The sequence below is a fragment of the Brevibacterium sp. CBA3109 genome (assembly GCF_040256645.1).
GTDB lineage: Bacteria > Actinomycetota > Actinomycetes > Actinomycetales > Brevibacteriaceae > Brevibacterium > Brevibacterium koreense.
Window position 1 is genome coordinate 2,374,626 of record NZ_CP158281.1, and the last position, 17,984, is coordinate 2,392,609.

Here is a 17,984-nt window from a genome sequence, read left to right on the forward strand (position 1 = left end):
TCAGGCTTCAGCGCTCTCTTCGGAAGCAGCAGGAGCTGCTTCCTCAGCAGGCTCAGCAGCCTTGTCCGAGCCCTTAGGAGTGATAGCCTCCTTGATCACCGATCCGGCAGTGGGAGCCACGTAGGCTTCCTTCTCCGGCTGCGGCTTCACAGTGTTCACTGCTTCGCCGATGCCGGTGTGCTTCTGCCAGTCGCCGGTGAGCTTCAGCAGGGTGCGAACCTGATCGGTCGGCTGAGCACCGACGGAGAGCCAGTGCTGCGCACGCTCTGAGTCGATCTCGATGACCGAAGGGTTGCGGGTCGGATGGTAGATGCCGATCTGTTCGATGGCCTTACCATCGCGACGTGTGCGCGAATCGGCCACGACGACGCGGTAGTGCGGTGCACGGATTTTGCCCATGCGGGTCAAGCGAATTTTGACTGCCACTTTAGTGGTGTCTCCTTTTGTCTTTTTGTTGCACAGAGATTCCAGAAGAATCGTGGGGTTGACCTAGCGGAGTCTGTGACCTGGACTATCGCCTCAACGCGGAAGAGAGGGCCCACGTCGGAAGCAAAAGTACAAGACTCAATTGTGCCAGAAAGCCCTACTACTTTCCACCTGGGAACATCCCGCCGAAGCCCTTCGGCAGATTCTTCATATCGAACTCGTCTTCACCGTCGAGATCGACTCCACCGAAGGCCGAGCCGACTGGGTCCTTCGTCTTGCCGGACTTCTTGTCCTCCAGTGCCTGAGCCTGCTGTGCCCGCTTGGCGGGGTTGCCCGACTGACCGCCCTTGCGGCCCTTCTTCTTGGTCACGGCCTTCTTCTTGCGGTTCGCGCCGCCGCCGGGCATTGAGCCCATTCCAGGCATACCGCCCATGCCCGGCATGCCGCCGCCTCCACCCATTCCGGGCATACCGCCGCCACGAGTCATTCCGCGCATCATCTTCTGCGCCTGAGTGAATCGTTCCATCAGCTGGTTGACCGCGGTCACAGTGGTGCCGGCTCCCTTGGCGATGCGCGCCCGGCGTGATCCGTTGAGGATCTTCGGGTTGGTGCGTTCCGCCGGAGTCATCGATCTCACAATGGCTTCGACGCGGTCGACTTCGCGTTCGTCGAAGTTCTCCAGCTGATCCTTGTACTGGCTCATGCCGGGCATCATGCCCAGCATCTTCTTCATCGAGCCCATCTTCTTCAGGCCCGACATCTGAGTCAGGAAGTCGTTGAGATCGAAGTCCTCACCGGCTTCGACCTTCTTCTGGAGCTTCGCAGTCTCCTTCTCATCGAAGTTCTTCTCAGCCTGTTCGATGAGGGTGAGGATGTCACCCATGTCGAGGATTCGGTCAGCCATCCGGTCGGGATGGAACTGTTCGAACTCCTTCATCGACTCACCGGTCGATGCGAACATGATGGGCTTTCCGGTCACCTCGGCGACGGACAGCGCGGCACCACCACGTGAGTCACCATCGAGCTTCGAGAGCACGACACCGGTGAAGTCAACGCCTTCGAGGAACGCCTGAGCGGTCTTCACCGCGTCCTGACCGATCATCGCGTCGATGACGAACAGAACCTCATCGGGGTTGACAGCCGTGCGGATGTCAGCGGCCTGCGCCATGAGCTCTTCGTCGATGCCGAGACGACCGGCGGTGTCGACGATGACGACATCGTGGAGCTTCGACTTAGCGACCTCGAGGGAGTCGGTGGCCACCTGCACCGGGTCGCCGACGCCATTGCCGGGTTCTGGTGCATAGACGAAGGCGCCTGCACGCTCTCCGACGATTTCGAGCTGATTCACTGCGTTCGGACGCTGCAAGTCCGCCGCGACGAGCATCGGGCGGTGGCCTTCGGACTTCAGCCAGTAGGCAAGTTTTCCGGCCAACGTGGTCTTACCTGCACCCTGCAGGCCAGCGAGCATGATGACAGTGGGTGGGCGTTTCGCATAGTTCAGGCGACGGGTCTCACCGCCGAGGATGCCGACCAGTTCATCATTGACGACCTTGACGACCTGTTGGCCCGGGTTCAGTGCACCCGAGACCTCTTCGGACAGCGCCCTATCGCGAATGCGTCCGGTGAATGCACGGACGACTGGCAGGGCGACATCGGCGTCCAGCAGTGCGCGCCGGATCTCGCGGATGGTGGCATCCACATCGGCTTCGGACAGCCGGCCCTTGCCGCGCAAGTTCTTGAACGTCGCGGTGAGCCTGTCGGAAAGAGAATTAAACACGTACAAGCCTTCTTCACGATAATTGGTCGACTCCTTAGCCTAACAACTCACCAGTGTCCGACTGAAACCGACGCAGCTGGGAATGCGCCCACAACCGTCTCATCCCAGAACCTGCCGATGGGCCTCAGATGACCGATCGCCTCGGTGGAGTGGCTGCTTCCACCCCACCGAGGCGATCGGTGAGTACGCTCACCCACTTCCCCTCACCGAGGCGGCCGGAGAGACCGGCCGGCCCCCTGGCGGGAGGTTTCGGGATTCAGCGGAACGAGTAGGCCTGCTCCGCGTGTTCGAAGGCATCGATGCCCGCCAGCTCGTCTTTGGGATCGATGCGCAGCCCCATGGTCTTCCGCAGGACCAGAGCGATCACCAGGGTCACGCCTCCGGCGTAGATCAGGGCCACGACCGTGGCCACGATCTGCGACACGAGGAGCCCGAGTCCTCCACCGTGGAAGAGGCCGGCGGCCGAGTCCGCACTCGGGACCGCGAAGAGTCCGATCATCACAGTGCCGATGACACCGGCGACGAGGTGGACGCCGACGACGTCGAGAGCATCGTCGTAGCGGAGGCGGTTCTTCGCCTCCACAGCGATCACGGCTCCTGCGCCCGCCGCAATTCCGATGATGATCGCTGCGTACGGTTCGACGTTCGCACAGGCGGGGGTGATGGCCACGAGACCGGCGATCGCGCCGGAGACGCTGCCGATGCTGCTGGGTCGAGTCGCCCGGATCCGCTCGATTGCGATCCAGGTGATCATTCCGGCGGCAGGGGCGGCCAGGGTGTTGACCCAGATCAGTCCGGCCTGTTCGATCGTCGAGGCGGCTCCCCCGTTGAATCCGAACCAGCCGAACCACAGCAGCGCCGCACCGAGAACTGTGATCGGAATGTTGTGGGGTTTGTGCGGTGTCGAATAGCGGGCTCGGCGGCCCATGACGACGACGAGCACGAGAGCGGAGATTCCCGCGTTGATATGTACGACAGTTCCGCCGGCGAAGTCGATTGCGGGCCCGAAGGCGCTGCCGATCACACCCGACTCGCTGAGCAGCCCGTCGCCCCAGACCATGAAGGCCAGAGGGCAGTACACCAAGGAGACCCACAGCCCCGCGAAGACCAGCCAGGTGGAGAACTTCGCCCGATCAGCGACAGCACCGGCAATGAGTGCGATCGCGATCATCGCGAAGGTGGATCCGTAGCCGATGGAGATGAGAGCTTCGGGTTCGTGGGCGACTGTGTCGGAGAGGCCGATCTGGGACAGCGGATTGCCGAAGATCCCCAGCACGGAGTCTCCGGAGCTCAGTCCGTATCCGAAGAGGACCCAGACGAGCCCGCCCATCGCCATTGCCGAGAACACCATCATCATCATGTTGATGCTCGAGGTGATTCGGGTCATGCCGCCGTAGAAGAAGGCCACACCGGGGGTCATGAGCAGGACCAGACCGGCCGCGACCATCATCCAAACATTCACTGCGTCGAGTTCCATGTCGTCTCTTTCACGTCTCTGACGGCTCCGATTAGAACCGAACAGCGACAGTGTCCATGACGAATGTCACACCAGTGAGTCGATCATGTTTCCAGCATATGACACAGGCGCTCTCACATTGAAATACTGCGGCATTCCCCGCGGAAATACTAGGTTGTTCCGCGAGGAGACGGATTCAGTCGAGGAGCGCGTCGACGAGACGGATTCAGTCGAGGAGCGCGTCGACGAATCCTTCGGCGGTGAACGGAGCCAGATCGTCGGCACCCTCACCGAGGCCGATGAGCTTGACAGGAACTCCGAGCTCGCGTTGGACGGCGACGACGATTCCGCCCTTGGCAGTGCCGTCGAGCTTGGTCAGCACGATGCCGGTGATGTTGACCGCCTCGGCGAAGACCTTGGCCTGCTGCATTCCGTTCTGCCCAGTCGTGGCGTCGAGGACCAGGAGCACCTCGTCGATCTCGTGCCCCTCACCCAGGGGGCGTGTGGCCACACGCTTGACCTTGCCGAGTTCGTCCATCAGGCCGATCTTGTTCTGCAGGCGTCCGGCGGTGTCGATGAGCACGACGTCAGTGCCGTCTTCCTTGCCGCGCTCGACGGCCGAGTAGGCCACAGAAGCGGGGTCGGCCCCCTCCTCGCCACGGACGGTTTCCACACCGACACGGCCGCCCCAGGTGGACAGCTGTTCGGCGGCGGCGGCGCGGAACGTGTCGGCAGCGCCCAACAGCACACTCTGGTCTTCAGCGACGAGCACACGGGCGATCTTGCCCACGGTCGTCGTCTTGCCGGCGCCGTTGACTCCGACGACGAGCATCACGGCCGGATCGCCGCCGGTGCCTGTGGTGGCCAGTTCACGATCCATGGAGGGATCGACGAGTTTGATGAGTTCCTCGCGGAGCAGCCCCCTGACCTCTTCTGGCTCACGGGTACCGAGGACCTTGACGCGTTCGCGCAGTCTGTCGACGAGTTCAGTGGTCGGATCGACTCCGACATCGGCGAGGATGAGAGTGTCTTCGATCTCCTCCCACGTCGATTCGTCGAGGGTCTCACGAGACAGGAGGCTGAGCAGTCCGCGCCCGAGGCCGGAGTTGGACTTTGCGAGGCGCTCACGCAGGCGAACGAGTCGGTTCGCAGGTTCGGTGGGAACTTCGGAGCCACGGGTGGCGTCCTTCTCCTTGGCGACAGCCTCCGAGATGTCGTCGATCTTGAGCTCGCCGGTGACATCGGCGTCGATGCTGCGTTTGTCGCGCAGCCCCTTCCTCTTGGCGTTGACGCGCAGGGTGAAGCCCAGCCCGACGACCAGAATGAAGACGATGGCTGCGACGATGAGCAATACGATCGGCTGATCCATGACGTGCATCCTCCTTTGTTTACCTTCGCTGGCCCCACGCTCTCACGCGGCGACCGCCGGTCAAGGGTGCTGTGCCGGTCGTGTTGCGCGCATCGGCTCGAGACCGTTGTCGCGTTCCTTTGGCCCGCACCCGAGCACCCCGCTGTCTCGGGGCGCGTGTGATGGTGTCGTGTACTCCGGTCAGGAACCTCGGCTGCCGAAGAGCAGACCGGCTGTGGTTCTCCACCCTGTGCCGGATTCAGGGATCTTCCAATGACGGGTGCGCGGCCTCACTGTCAGCAGTGAGGGCGCGGCGTGCCGGCGCGGCTGCGGCCTGAGGACATAGGAATGGTCCCGGATCGCGGTGACGGCAGCCTGTTCCCGAGTCGCCAGATGGGAGGTGCCGTCATCATGTCCGAAGAATTCGTGGACCTCATCGTCGTATCCGGTCCATTGCCCCGGCAGTCGAAACCGCTGCACATCGGAAGAGTACTTCAGGCGACCTTCAGCCCTCAGCCCCGGCAGTGCGACGAGGAGTACGACGATGAGGGCCAGGGCGAACGATACGGCGAGTCCGACGATGACGACGAGTACTGCATTCATGCTCGCGAGTCACCTCGTGATTGCGCCGACTCGGCCATGGACGTCCCGCTCCTCAAGCTTTTCGACAATGCTTCCCTGTCCTCAAGTCTATCGTCTGCACCTACGACATTTGCGCTCAGGGGTCGTGTGCCTGCTGGAGAATTCCCTGGGACTCCCCTGGGCAACTCTGCCGAATCGGCCTTTCGCCCACGGTTGCCGCTCATGGGATCCGCTGCGAAATGACCTTGGACACACCATCTCCGTGCATCGTCACCCCGTAGAGCGCGTCGGCGATCTCCATTGTTCGCTTCTGGTGGGTGATGACGATGAGCTGAGACGAGTCCTGCAGCTCCTCGAACACGGTCAGCAGGCGGGACAGGTTGAGATCGTCGAGTGCAGCCTCGACCTCGTCCATGACGTAGAACGGACTGGGCCGGGCTTTGAAGATCGCCACCAGCATGGCAACGGCGACCAGTGACCTCTCACCGCCGGAGAGCAGGGACAGCCGTTTGACCTTCTTGCCTGCAGGCCGGGCGTGGACGTCGACGCCGGTCGTCAGCATGTCGTTGGGATCGGTCAGGCTCAGAGAGCCCTCACCGCCGGGGAACAGGCGGGAGAAGATGTCTTCGAACTCCCGCGCGGTGTCCGCATAGGCCTCGGCGAAGACCCGTTCGACGTGCCGGTCGACCTCATCGACGAGTGTCATCAGGTCCTTCCTCGAGGACTCGATGTCGGTGATCTGCTTCTCAAGGAACTGGTGTCTTTCCTTGAGCGCTTCGTACTCCTCGAGTGCCAGAGGATTGACCGTGCCGATGCGCTTGAGGGCAGCGGTTGCCTGCTTGTGCCGCTTCTCAACCTCGGCCCGCACATAGGGGCGCTCCTCCTCGCCTTCGTCGAAGGCAGGGACCGGAAGATGAGGACCGTAGAGCTCGACCAGTCGTTCGAGTCCGAGTCCGGTCTCCTCCCCTGCCCGGTTCTCGATCTCTTCGAGTTTTAGTCGGAACCGCTCCTGTGCGAGTTCGGCTTCGGCTGCAGCGTCCTTGAGCCGCTGCAGTTCTGTGCGCGTGGTGCCCAGCTCCTCGCCGAGGTGGCCCTTCTCCTCCCGCAGCTGCCCGCGCTCGTCGACGAGGACCTGAATCTGGGAGCCGAGTTCGGTCACCGTCGTCTCCGCAGCCGACGCCGCGTTGCCTGCAGTGTCGACGATGAGCAGCGCCGAAGCGGCTGACCTGTTCTTACGTGAGATCGTCCGCTGGGTCTGCTCGCGCGCGGTCTCCTCTGCCGCCGCCTGGCGAAGCAGGGAGTCAACCCGGTCTGAGAGGAACCGTGCCCGGTCAGTGGCCGCCTTGTGGCTGATCCTGGTTTCGATGACGTCTTCAGAGGACTGGGACACCTGCCGGCTCAGCTCATCCCGGTCGGAGGTGTCGACGACCTCTTCGACGTCGTCTGCCCCGGCGAGTGCAGCTTCGGCCGTGCGGGCCTCGCGTTCGGCAGACTCCAGTCGTGTCGCGAGCTCCACCTCGTTGTCCTTGGCCCGTTGCAGGCGGGTCTGGGCGGTGGTGATGTCGCCCGTGATTCGCGAGACCTCTTCCCCTGCAGCCATGATCGCCGCGTCCGAGGAGTGCAGTTCCTCGAGGGCTGCGGCCGCCGCTGTCTTCGCCGCGGCCAGCTTCGCCTCGATCTGGGCGATGTCCGCCTCGATTCGGGTGCGGGTCTTATCCAGTTCGGTGATAGCCGAGCGGGTCTCCTCAAGCGCGGTCTGTGAGGCCAGGCGGGTGCCCGAGGCTGTGCGGGCCCTGCTGACCCGTGTCGCGGTGAGGATCTCACCGCCGAGGGTGACCACCGTGAGTTCGGGATGGGAGTCGATGATGGACAGCCCGCCGGCAGCGTCGTCGACGCACACGACCGAGACCAGTGCAGAGTTGAGAAGTTCGGTCAGTTCCGGGACATCGCTGCTGACCACGTCGGTCAGCCACCGCACGAACGGTTCGCCATCGCCAGTCCCACTCAGCCTGGGCAGTGCCTGTGTCTCAGAGTCTGCTCCACTCGCCTGATTCGCGCCCTTCCCCTGGCCTGCACCGGCGGCTGTGCTCGCACCGGCCCTCGCCCCTGCAGGGATCGTGAGGTGGACATTGGTGTCTTCGCCGAGGTGGTCGAGGACGGTCAGTGCCACCTGAGCGGAGTCGACGAGCACACCGGAGACCGTGTTCGACAGGGCTGCCGCCACGGCCATTTCGAACCCGTTGGCCACGCTCAGCCGTTCAGTCACGGCGGAGCCGACACCCGGCAGATCGGCGTTGACGATGTCTTCGAGGTCGGCTTCCAAGGCGGTACCGAGAGACAGCGCCTCCGCCCGAGCCTCTGCCGAAGCCAGTTCGGAGGCGGTCTGCGCCTTCTGCGCACGGAGCCCTTCGAGTTCGGTCTCCAGCGTGGTCTGGGCATCCCTGGCGGATTCGTATTTCGTGTCGAGTTCGCTCTCTCCTGCCTCTACTCCCTCGATGGCAGCCTCAGCGGTGCTCAGTTCCTCGCTGCGTTCGGCGATGCGGGTGGAGGCGGTGGCGATCTCTGCCCGGTTGGATTCGATTCGGGAGGTGAGGTCGCTGATGCGCTCACGCGCCTGGGAACTCTTCGACTGCAGTGCCGACCTGTTCTTGATCGCCTCTGTGATGGCCAGCTGAGTCGCTTTGACCTCGTCTTCGGCCTTCTTCAGCGCCAGAGCGAGTTCTTCTTTGCGCATCTGGCTGTGATCCAGTGCTGTCGCGGACTCCTCCACCGCTTCCTCCGCCGTGCGAAGCTCGGCCTTGTGGTGCTCCGCTTGGGACCTCAGCTCTTCCGGCGACTTCGTGTCTCGTCGGCCCAGGCTCGCAACCTCGGAGAGCAGGTGTGAGCGCTTGTCGTCGGCGCGCTGGGCGATCCCTTTGGCACGCACGATCTGGGTCTGGGTTCGGGATTCAGCCGTGCGCAGGTCCTCAAGCTCGGCATCGAGCGCGGCCAGCCGGGTCTCAATCTCCTGCAGCCGCTGCTCTGTGCGAGCCCGGCGATGTTCGAGGTCGCCGATGCGATCACCGCCGTCATCGCTCCCAGTGCTGGAGGTGGAGGCCAACGAGGCCTGCAGGCGCACGGTGTCATCGGCCAGAAGCCTGGCCGTGGAATCGCGCAGTGTGGCTTGGACTGTGGCGGCCTTCTGCGCGGCCTCGGCCTGACGCCCCAAGGGGCCCAGCTGTCGGTTGAGTTCGGTCCGCAGATCCGACAGACGATCAAGGTTCGTCTGCAGACCCGTGAGTTTGCGGACCGCCTTGTCCTTGCGTCTGCGGTGCTTGAGGACGCCGGCGGCCTCTTCGATGAAACTGCGGCGTTCGATCGGGTCGGCGTGCAGAATCGCATCGAGACGCCCCTGCCCCACGATGACGTGCATCTCCTTGCCCAGGCCCGAGTCGTTGAGCAGTTCCTGGATGTCGAGGAGACGCGCCGGTGTCCCATTCACGGCGTATTCGCTTCCCCCTGTGCGGAAGAGTGTGCGGGAGATCGTGACCTCGGTGTAGTCGACGGGAATGGCTCCGTCGGTGTTGTCGATGGTCAGGGCCACCTCGGCGCGGCCCAATGCCTGTCGTTTCGAGGTTCCGGCGAAGATGACGTCGTCCATCTTGCCGCCGCGCAGATTCTTCGCACCCTGTTCTCCCATCACCCAGGACAGCGCGTCGACGACGTTGGACTTGCCGGAGCCGTTGGGGCCGACAACGCAGGTGATGCCCGGCTCGAATCTGAGAGTCGTCGCCGAGGCAAAGGACTTGAATCCTCGCAGGGTCAGGCTTTTGAGATGCATTGTCCACCCAGCATATCTCGGGTGCGTACCTGCAAGTCTCGATTCTTTTGATAGAGTGTCTCCTCGTGCGCTGATTTAAGCGCCGTTCCTCCGTAGCTCAGTTGGCAGAGCATTCGACTGTTAATCGAAGGGTCGCTGGTTCGAGCCCAGCCGGGGGAGCAAGGGAAGGGCCTCGTCGTTCGCGACGGGGCCCTCTGCTTTGCCCGGGCATAGCCCTCACCTCGATCTCTCGACCGCAGACAACCTCGTGAAGGGTGTGCAGTCCCTCAGCGATAGCGCGGCGGCTTCTGGCAGTTCGGGCAGAAGTGACTGGTGCGGCCGCCGATCGTCATCTTTTCAATCTCGGTCCCGCAGCGCACGCATTCCTGGCGTCCACGTCCGTAAACGAGCAGTGCCCGGTCGAAATAGCCCGATTCACCGTTGACGTTGACATAGAGCGCGTCGAAGCTCGTTCCCCCGGCCTGAAGGGCATCGCTCATGACCCGCGTCGCTGACTCGAGGACGGCGGCCAAGCGCGACTGACGTGTGCGGGCGGGAATCGCCAGCGGGTGGATGCCGGCCCGGAAGAGTGCCTCGTCGGCATAGATGTTGCCGATGCCGCTGATCAGGGTCTGGTCGAGCAGCGCGGACTTCAGCGCCGTCCGCTTCTTCGCCAGCGCAGTGATGGTGAGACCCGGTTCGAATGCCGCTTCCAAGGGATCAGCGGCGATGTGATTCGCCGAGGCGGGCACCAGTCGCCCGGAGGCATGGATCAATGGCTGTACGCCCAGATGGCCGAAGATCCGCTGGTCGATGAACCGCAGTTCGTAGGGTTCGTGAGCCGGGCCCGATTGCGCCCCGCCGCGCTGAAGCCTCAGGATCGCACGCGTATGGCGATGGATCTCGTCACAGGGTTGATGTACGCGCAGTTGCCCGCTCATGCCCAGGTGAATAAGAAGACTGAGGTCGGGCGCCTCATGACCGCCAAGTTGATCCAATGCAGGGGTCTCCCCCAGCGTCAGCCACATGAATTTCCCGCGACGTTCGGCACCGATGATGCGCCTACCTGTCACGGCGGCGACGAACCCGTCGGCTGCGGAAGCGTCGATGCGACGCTGGGACGTCGTGCCGAGTATTCGGGGGTCGATCACCTCGGCGCCGGTAATCGTGGCCCCGGCAGTCCATTCATGGACGCCGAGGCGCACACTTTCGACCTCTGGAAGCTCGGGCATCAGAAACACCTCAGCATGAGACTATTCAGCGCGTGTAGTCCGGGTAGATGGTGCGGATGGCCTTAACGGCGACTTCCGCGGCTGCTGCTTCGGCGTTCTTCTTCGAGGAACCGTCGCCGCTGCCCCAACCGTTGGCGCCCAGCAGCGCGGTGGCGGTGAAGACCATGGCATGGTCGGGTCCCGAGGAGACGATCTCGTAGCTCACGGCCCCCAGATCCAGGTCGGCCGCTGCTTCCTGCAGGGTGGTCTTGTAGTCCATCCCGGCACCGAGATTCACGGCGTCGCTCAGCATCCCGTCGATGAGGCTGTGGACGAAGGCGAAGGCCTCTTCGCGTCCGCGTGCGACGAAGGTCGCGCCGATGAGGGCTTCGACGGTGTCGGCGAGGATCGAGTCCTTGTTGCGACCACCGGTGAGCTCTTCGCCCTTGCCCAGAAGGATGTGAGGTCCGATCTGGTGTTTGCGCGCGATGGACGCCAGTGCTCGGGTGTTGACCACGGCGGAGCGCATCTTGGCCAGTGATCCTTCGGCCAGATCCGGGTTGTCGTAGTACAGCGACTCGGTGGCCACGAGACCCAGGACGGAGTCACCGAGGAATTCGAGGCGCTCGTTCGTGGGGATCCCACCTGCTTCGAAGGCGAAGGAGCGGTGGGTTAAGGCGAGACGAAAAGTCTCGGGATCAATATCGATCCCGAGACTCTTCTGCAGTTCTGCTGTGGTGTCAGTGTCCACAGGTCAGACGTCAGCGACCTTGCGTCCCTTGTATTCAAGGAACAGCGGGGTGCCGGCTGCGTCTTCGACAACTTTGGCCTGGTGAGGGCGCGAGTACACAACGCGACCGTTCTCCACAGTCTTGACCAGGCTAGGAGCCTGTGCCTTCCACTGCGAACGACGGTGGCGGGTGTTGCTGCGCGACAATTTACGCTTTGGAACAGCCACGTCTAGCTCTCTTTCTTCTCATCCAACAAACTCTTCAATGATGCGAACGGCGAATCCGATTCACTGTCGTCGACCTCAAGGTCCTCACCCAGGGTGAAGCTGAACTCTTCGCTCCGGTCCTGTGAGGGACTGAAGGGCAGAGCCATGACAACAGCGTCTCTGATCACGGGCTCGAGGTCGAGCTGATCGCGGTTGATGAGGTAGGAATCCTCGTCGCCATCGGCCTGCTCATAGACATACATCTCCTGGATGTCGACATCTATAGGCAACTCGATTTCGTCGAGAGTCCTCACATCTTCACCGCGGGCCGTGGCCGAGACTGTGCCCGACACGTAGATTCCCTCCGACACGCTTTCGAACATCAGCTCGAGTGTCAATGGTGAACCTTCTGCGACCCCGATCACTTCGATCTTGAGATCCGCCGGAGCAGACAGGGTGGTGTTCACCCGTTCCCATTCACCAGGGTGACCGAGCAATCCCATCGACCTGAGATCGTAGACGAACTCAGACTGTTTCTTCATGCTCACTCCTCCTTTTCGTGATTGAGGATGCTTACTCCTGCGTTCACACGCGAGTCACCATTCTAGTCATCATCGACGGTCATTGCCAATCGAGCCCCCGAGGATGCGCGGGTGTTCCCGGTCACCACTTCTCGTGCTGATTGCGCAGCGTCACCCCGCCGGCGGCCAACAGCAATGCCCCGGAGATCGTGAAGACGATGCCCGACGGTGCGATCAAGGTGAGCAGGGCTGCCACCGAGGGGATCGCCACCTGGCTGAGTCGATTGCCGGCAAGGCGGATCGACAGAACTGCGGCCCGGTTGGCCGGGTCCGACAAGGTCGAGACCCAGGTCATCGTCAGCGGCTGGGTGAGTCCGAAGCAGAATCCCGCCAGGAGCAGCAGGATCGCCAGCATCCACGGCTGGGTGAAGACCGGGATCAGAACAATGCAGACGCCGGCCGTCGCCGAGGCGGTCCACAGCAGCGAAAGATTGTGCCATTTGCGTGTGAGAACACCGATGATGAGTCGCGAGATCACCGAGGCCAGTGTGCGCAGGGTCAGCAGCCAGGTCACAGTCGTCACCGACAGTCCGTTCTGCTGACCGATGAGCGGCAGATAGGCCGTCATCAGGTCGACCGCGGCCAGCGTGGTCATGGAGGCAAGGATCGCGGGCTTCATTCCCCGAATTGAGAGCAGAGACCAGGGCGTACGGGCGTCCTTGGCCGCCTCGGCGCGGGAGACGTGAGGGGTCCGTCCGCGGAGCATGACGATGGCTGCCGCGACCAGCGTCAGCGCAGAGACCGCGGTCATGAACCACAGCGCGTTGACGATCGCCGGCGCACCATCCGTCGCGCCGGCGATGGCACCGGCCACGGGCAGACCGATAGTCTGCCCGATCGAGACGCCGAGGGTGAGGTAGCCGAACTTCGCCGTCAGCGCCGAGGCGGGGAAGCTCTGCGGGATCAGGGCCTGCGACGCAACGGTGGTCAGCAGCTGTCCCAGCCCCAGGCACATGGTGGCAATGAGGAGCACGCCCAGGTTGGGCGCGATCGCAGCGAGCCCGACGGGCACGATCGACAGCATGGTTCCCGTCCACAGCACAGCGGTGGCATAGCCGCGGTCGACGAGCCGACCAATGAGGAGTGCAGTCAGCAGCGGGACGAGCGAGTAGCAGGCGGTCATGAGCCCGAGGACGACACCGCTGCCGCCCAATTCCAGAGTCCGGTAGGAGATGAGGACGCGCACGCCGTTGTACGTCGCGTGCGCGATCACGGTGTGGAAGATCAGACCGAGGAACCATCCCCGGGGTGAGGAAGCAGGAAGAGGCATGCCTCAGTGCGCTGCGTTCAGCGCGGTCAGCACCGCACTCGGCACCAGACCCGTGATGTCTCCCCCTCCTGCGTGGACTTCCTTGATGAGCGAGGAGGAGACGTGCTCGTACTCGGGGTTGCCGGGCACGAAGATCGTCTCGAGCTCACTCAGGTGCTTGTTCATCAGCGCCATCGGAAGCTCGTAGGCGAAATCCGTGCCTGAGCGCAGCCCCTTGACCACCGCAGGGGCGCCGATCGAGGTGCAGTAGTCGACGAGGAGCCCCCCGGCGACCGTGTCGATAGTGACGTTCTCTGCTCCTCGGGTCCGCTCGTCCTCGTCCAGGCAGCGGCGGATGAGATCGGCACGCGCCTCTGGGTCGAAGCGACCGGACTTCTTGGGATTGTGAACGACTGCCACGACCACTTCGTCGAACAAACGTGCACTGCGAGCGATGACGTCGAGATGACCCATGGTGATCGGGTCATAGGATCCGGGGCAGACAACCTTCATGCCTTCATCGTATCCCGCAGCTGCGACCACTGGTCATCAACCGGCCCGTCGTGATCGCCGGCCCTGACGATGACAGCCTCGGGCTCCGTCAGAGGATTGTGCAGTCGAGAGGCGGCTCCGGTCATGACCTTGCCCACGATCGCCAGGGAGAGGGGCTCGTCACCGGCCACGATCGCCTCATTGAGCTCTCGGTGCGTCTCGATGAGGTCGCACCTGACCTCGTATCCGCGCGGGTCGGAGAGCGAGAGCAGCCGAGTGTGGACCATCGAGACCTTCATCAGGTCGGAGAGCCGGACCGAACCGGAACAGGCGACGATCGAGTGATGGAAGTCGAGATCAGCGTCACCGATGGCCCGCGCGGTGTTCTCCTCGATCGCGTGCTCAAGCTTGGCCAGCGCCTGGTGGATGCGGGCAACCGGCTTGCCCGCCCGAATGACGATCTTCACAGCCTGTGCCTCGATGGCTTCTCGAACCGCATAGACGTCGTCGATGTCGTCAGACGTCATCCGCTTGACCCAGACACCGCGGCCGGGCGCGTGGGTCATCACTCCCTCGCTGACGAGGCGCTGCAGTGCCTCCCGCAGTGAGGGCCGGGAGACGACGAGGAGTTCTGCTGTGCGCACCTCGTTGATGGACTGACCGGGGGCCAGAGAGCCGCTGTAGACGGCGTTCCTGATCTGGTCGGCGATGAGGTCGATCGTCGAGGACCGGATGACCTTGCGCAGGACCGGCAGCTCCGAAGTCGGGGGTTGAGACATATCACGATCATATAACGTTGTCTGACAGTGTGACATCCGGACAGCAAAAGTATTGAATAGTGTCCTTGAGACGCATGCCACGAAGATGTGTCGACGTACTAAGAAAGGGACAGCTATGAAAGCCATCAAGGGGCTAGCCGCCGCGACCTCGATCATCGCTCTGACACTCACTCTGGGGGCTTGCGGTGGAAGCGACTCCGATTCCGATTCGGACAACAGCACACTCCAGAAGGCCATCGATGCCGGCAAGATATCGGTCGGCTTCGCGGGTGAGGCACCGTACAGCTTCGAAAAGGACGGTGAGCTCCAGGGAGCCTCCGTCGCCATGGCCAAGAAGATATTCAAGGAGCTCGGGGTCGACGACATCGAAGGTGTCAACACCGAATTCGGCTCACTGATCCCTGGCCTCAATGCCGACCGTTTCGGCGCGATCTCCGCCGGCATGTCGATCCTCCCTGATCGCTGCGAACAGGCTGCCTTCGGCAATCCCGAATTCATGTACACCACTGCTCTGATGACCAAAGAGGGCAAGCAGGACGGCATGAAGGACATGCAGGACGTCAAGGACAAGGGGCTCAAGCTTGCGACCATGAGCGGCGCGATTGAGACCACTGTCTACGCCAAGGAGCTGGGCATCAAGACGCAGGAAGTCGGCACCCCACAGGACGGCATGGATGCTGTCACCACGGGCCGCGCAGACGTCTTCGCCCTCACCGGAATCTCGCTCAACTGGATGGCGAAGAACAATCCGGATGCCGGAGTCGAGGTCAGCGATTCCTTCGTTCAGGAAGTCGACGGAGTGCCACAGGTCGGTGCCGGAGCCACAGTGTTCCGCACCGATGACACCGAACTCCGCGATTCGTGGAACAAGGAGCTCGAGAAGATCGTCAGCGACGAGGACAAATACCTCGACGTCGTCGGCGACTACGGCTTCACGAAGGAAGAGCGCCCGGACGGGTCGATCACGACCGATCAGCTGTGCAAGGGCGATCTGCCCGGAGCACAGTCCTAGTCTCCGCGCAGGCTCTAAGAAATCATGATGGATAATTTCACGACGTTGCTGAATTTCCTCCCACAGCTGTGGGAGGGAATTCAGGCAACGCTCATCCTCACGGTCGGGGGTGCGATCGGCGCGGTCATCATCGCCATCGCACTCGGACTGGCAATGACCTCGCCCCACGCTTGGCTGCGCATCCCGGCACGGATCATTGTCGAGTTCTTCCGCGGCACTTCCCTGCTCGTGCAGCTGTTCTGGCTGTTCTACGTCTTCCCCCTCCTCGGAGTCGATCTCAACTCCATGGCCTGCGGCATCGGCGCGCTGGCGCTCAACTACGGCGCCTATTCCGCCGAGGTGGTCCGTTCCTCGATCAAGACCGTCGACAAGGGTCAGTGGGAGGGCGCGATCGCACTCAGCCTCTCCCCCACTCGAAGGATGATTCGCGTCATCTTCCCTCAGGGTTGGGCGCTGATGATCCCGTCACTGGCGACCCTGCTCATCCAGCTGCTCAAGGGCACAGCGGTGGTCTCCTTCATCACCCTGCAGGACCTCACAGAGAAGATCGGGCAGCTGCGGCAGTCGACGAACGACACGTACTTCTCGTTCACGATCGGACTCATCATCTACTTCGTCATCGCCTGGCTGCTGCAGGAGTTCATGAATTTCCTCGAACGCAGGGCCACAGCGCGACTGGGCCGCAAGCGCCCCAACTCGCGGGCTGATCGGCGCGCGGCACGACGAGACGCGCGCGAGTCGGTTCGCCAAGACCGCCTGGCCTCCCACAATGCTGCCGGCGGCGGCGCGAACTCCGGCACACTCGGAAACGGAGGCCCACTATGATCTGGAATTGGGAATTCGCGTTCGAGGCACTGCCGATCCTCTTGCGAGGCTTCGTCAACACCCTCATCGCCACCGTCATCGGCACGCTCATCGCCACGGTCCTCGGCCTCCTCATCGCTGTAGCGGTCAAGACCCTGCCACGCTGGATCAACTGGCTCGTCAGGCTCCTCGTTGCATTCGTTCGCAACACGCCTCTGATCATGCAGCTGATATTCGTCTACTTCATCTTCGCCGGAATCCCCGGCCTGGTGAACATTCCAGCGCTCGTCGTCGGCTTCATTGTCATCGGCATCCACTATTCGACGTACATGTCCGAAAGCTACCGTGCCGGCATCGACTCGGTGCCGCCTGGCCAGCACGAAGCCGCGACGGCACTGTCGCTGCCACCCATGCGCAAGTTCACCGCCGTCGTCCTGCCACAGGCGCTGCGGGCAACGGTCCCGTCGTTGGGCAACTACGCGGTCGCGATGTTCAAGGACACCCCGTTCCTGTTCGCGATCTCCGTCGTTGAGCTCGTGACCTCTGCCCAACAGTTCGGTGCGGCCAAATTCGCCTATACGGAAGCCTTCACCTTGGCCGGGCTCATATTCCTGGTCGCCAGCTACCCGACCTCATTGCTCATCCAGAGATTGGACCGACGCCTTGCCACCTACTGAGAACACCTCATCAACTCCGACTGCGAATCCCTCGACTTCGGGCACACCGGCGATCGAGTTCAAGGACGTGGAGAAGCGGTTCGGGAAGACGACAGTCCTCAAGGACCTCAACTTCACCGTGGCTCCCGGCGAACGCGTGACCCTCATCGGGCCCAGCGGTTCCGGAAAGACCACGATCCTCCGCCTGGTCATGACCTTGGAGGAGCTGACCGGCGGTTACATCTTCGTCGACGGGAAACCGCTGACCCACACGGAGAAGAACGGCAAACGGGTCGAGCTTCCCTCGAAGACGACTCGTGCCATGACGACGCGGATCGGTATGGTCTTCCAGCAGTTCAACCTCTTCCCCAATATGACGGTGCTGGAGAACATCATCGAGGCTCCCATCCATGTGCTCGGGAAAGCCAAGAGTGAGGCAGTCAAGGAAGCGAAGGCCCTCTTGGATAAGGTGGGTCTCGGTGAGAAGGCCGATGAGCATCCCTCGCGCCTCTCGGGTGGTCAGCAGCAGCGTGTCGCGATCGCACGAGCGTTGGCGATGAGCCCGGAGATACTCCTCCTCGACGAGGTCACCTCCGCGCTCGACCCGGAACTCGTCGGCGACGTGCTCGAAGTCCTCCGTGACATCGCGGATACGACAGACATCACGATGCTTCTGGTCACCCACGAGATGCAGTTCGCCCGTGAGGTCTCACACCGGGTGATGATGTTCGACGGCGGCCAGGTCCTCGAAGAAGGCCCACCGGATCAGCTCTTCAACAACCCGCAGCACGAGCGGACGCGCTCGTTCCTCTCCAGCGTGCAGTAGCCTCACGAACACTGCGATGGCCCACCGGTGTGCGACTCCGGTGGGCCTT

Annotated in this window: 17 protein-coding genes and 1 tRNA gene; 5 read left to right on the plus strand and 13 right to left on the minus strand. The window is 62.8% G+C overall.

The annotated features are described in order from the left end of the window. From rpsP to smc, 6 genes are all read right to left on the minus strand, one after another. A complete protein-coding gene (gene rpsP / locus AAFP32_RS10880) occupies window positions 1-426 on the minus strand; it encodes a 30S ribosomal protein S16 (protein WP_101619695.1) in 426 nt (141 codons plus the stop codon). A 160-nt stretch (window positions 427-586) separates the two neighbouring features. Beyond that, window positions 587-2,203, minus strand: coding sequence for a signal recognition particle protein (ffh, locus tag AAFP32_RS10885; RefSeq protein WP_350269156.1), 1,617 nt, complete (start codon window positions 2,201-2,203; stop codon window positions 587-589). A gap of 256 nt (window positions 2,204-2,459) precedes the next feature. Further along, entirely contained in the window at window positions 2,460-3,680 is a 1,221-nt protein-coding gene (locus AAFP32_RS10890; protein WP_350269157.1) for an ammonium transporter, read from the minus strand. Window positions 3,681-3,885: 205 nt separating this feature from the next. Continuing rightward, a complete protein-coding gene (gene ftsY, locus AAFP32_RS10895) occupies window positions 3,886-5,028 on the minus strand; it encodes a signal recognition particle-docking protein FtsY (RefSeq protein ID WP_350269158.1) in 1,143 nt (380 codons plus the stop codon). A 180-nt stretch (window positions 5,029-5,208) separates the two neighbouring features. Continuing rightward, entirely contained in the window at window positions 5,209-5,610 is a 402-nt protein-coding gene (locus AAFP32_RS10900; protein WP_009885107.1) for a hypothetical protein, read from the minus strand. A 199-nt stretch (window positions 5,611-5,809) separates the two neighbouring features. Then, window positions 5,810-9,409: a chromosome segregation protein SMC gene (gene smc / locus AAFP32_RS10905; RefSeq protein ID WP_350269159.1), complete on the minus strand. Its 3,600-nt coding sequence runs from the start codon at window positions 9,407-9,409 to the stop codon at window positions 5,810-5,812. A gap of 86 nt (window positions 9,410-9,495) precedes the next feature. On the opposite strand from smc, the gene AAFP32_RS10910 reads away from it, so the two are divergent. Next, a tRNA-Asn gene (locus AAFP32_RS10910) sits at window positions 9,496-9,568 on the plus strand. A gap of 107 nt (window positions 9,569-9,675) precedes the next feature. Here the strand turns inward: AAFP32_RS10910 and mutM are convergent. The 7 genes from mutM to AAFP32_RS10945 form a co-directional block, all read right to left on the minus strand. Then, window positions 9,676-10,620, minus strand: coding sequence for a bifunctional DNA-formamidopyrimidine glycosylase/DNA-(apurinic or apyrimidinic site) lyase (gene mutM / locus AAFP32_RS10915; RefSeq protein WP_350269160.1), 945 nt, complete (start codon window positions 10,618-10,620; stop codon window positions 9,676-9,678). A 25-nt stretch (window positions 10,621-10,645) separates the two neighbouring features. Next, window positions 10,646-11,350 (minus strand): ribonuclease III, encoded by a 705-nt coding sequence (rnc, locus tag AAFP32_RS10920; protein ID WP_350269161.1) that lies wholly within the window; start codon window positions 11,348-11,350, stop codon window positions 10,646-10,648. Window positions 11,351-11,353: 3 nt separating this feature from the next. Then, a complete protein-coding gene (gene rpmF, locus AAFP32_RS10925) occupies window positions 11,354-11,557 on the minus strand; it encodes a 50S ribosomal protein L32 (protein ID WP_009885115.1) in 204 nt (67 codons plus the stop codon). Between the two features lie 2 nt (window positions 11,558-11,559). Continuing rightward, window positions 11,560-12,078, minus strand: a complete 519-nt coding sequence (locus AAFP32_RS10930; protein WP_350269162.1) for a DUF177 domain-containing protein — start codon at window positions 12,076-12,078, stop codon at window positions 11,560-11,562. Window positions 12,079-12,199: 121 nt separating this feature from the next. Further along, window positions 12,200-13,387 carry an MFS transporter gene (locus tag AAFP32_RS10935; RefSeq protein ID WP_350269163.1) on the minus strand — a complete coding sequence of 396 codons (1,188 nt, stop codon included), beginning with the start codon at window positions 13,385-13,387 and terminating at the stop codon, window positions 12,200-12,202. Between the two features lie 3 nt (window positions 13,388-13,390). Further along, entirely contained in the window at window positions 13,391-13,879 is a 489-nt protein-coding gene (coaD, locus tag AAFP32_RS10940; protein WP_350269164.1) for a pantetheine-phosphate adenylyltransferase, read from the minus strand. Next, the gene (locus AAFP32_RS10945; protein ID WP_101619687.1) at window positions 13,876-14,637 is read right to left on the minus strand and encodes a GntR family transcriptional regulator; all 762 of its coding nucleotides are present in this window, start codon (window positions 14,635-14,637) and stop codon (window positions 13,876-13,878) included. The genes coaD and AAFP32_RS10945 overlap by 4 nt, the downstream gene beginning before the upstream one ends. Window positions 14,638-14,752: 115 nt before the next feature. Between AAFP32_RS10945 and AAFP32_RS10950 the strand changes: the two genes are divergently transcribed. The 4 genes from AAFP32_RS10950 to ehuA are packed head-to-tail and all read left to right on the plus strand — an operon-like array spanning window position 14,753 to window position 17,935. After that, window positions 14,753-15,649 carry a transporter substrate-binding domain-containing protein gene (locus tag AAFP32_RS10950; RefSeq protein WP_350269165.1) on the plus strand — a complete coding sequence of 299 codons (897 nt, stop codon included), beginning with the start codon at window positions 14,753-14,755 and terminating at the stop codon, window positions 15,647-15,649. Window positions 15,650-15,673: 24 nt separating this feature from the next. Next, a complete protein-coding gene (locus tag AAFP32_RS10955) occupies window positions 15,674-16,474 on the plus strand; it encodes an amino acid ABC transporter permease (RefSeq protein ID WP_350269166.1) in 801 nt (266 codons plus the stop codon). Beyond that, entirely contained in the window at window positions 16,471-17,130 is a 660-nt protein-coding gene (ehuD, locus tag AAFP32_RS10960; RefSeq protein WP_350269167.1) for an ectoine/hydroxyectoine ABC transporter permease subunit EhuD, read from the plus strand. The genes AAFP32_RS10955 and ehuD overlap by 4 nt, the downstream gene beginning before the upstream one ends. Beyond that, a complete protein-coding gene (gene ehuA, locus AAFP32_RS10965; protein ID WP_350269168.1) occupies window positions 17,117-17,935 on the plus strand; it encodes an ectoine/hydroxyectoine ABC transporter ATP-binding protein EhuA in 819 nt (272 codons plus the stop codon). Before ehuD ends, ehuA begins: the two co-directional genes overlap by 14 nt. The last annotated feature ends 49 nt before the right edge of the window (window positions 17,936-17,984 follow it).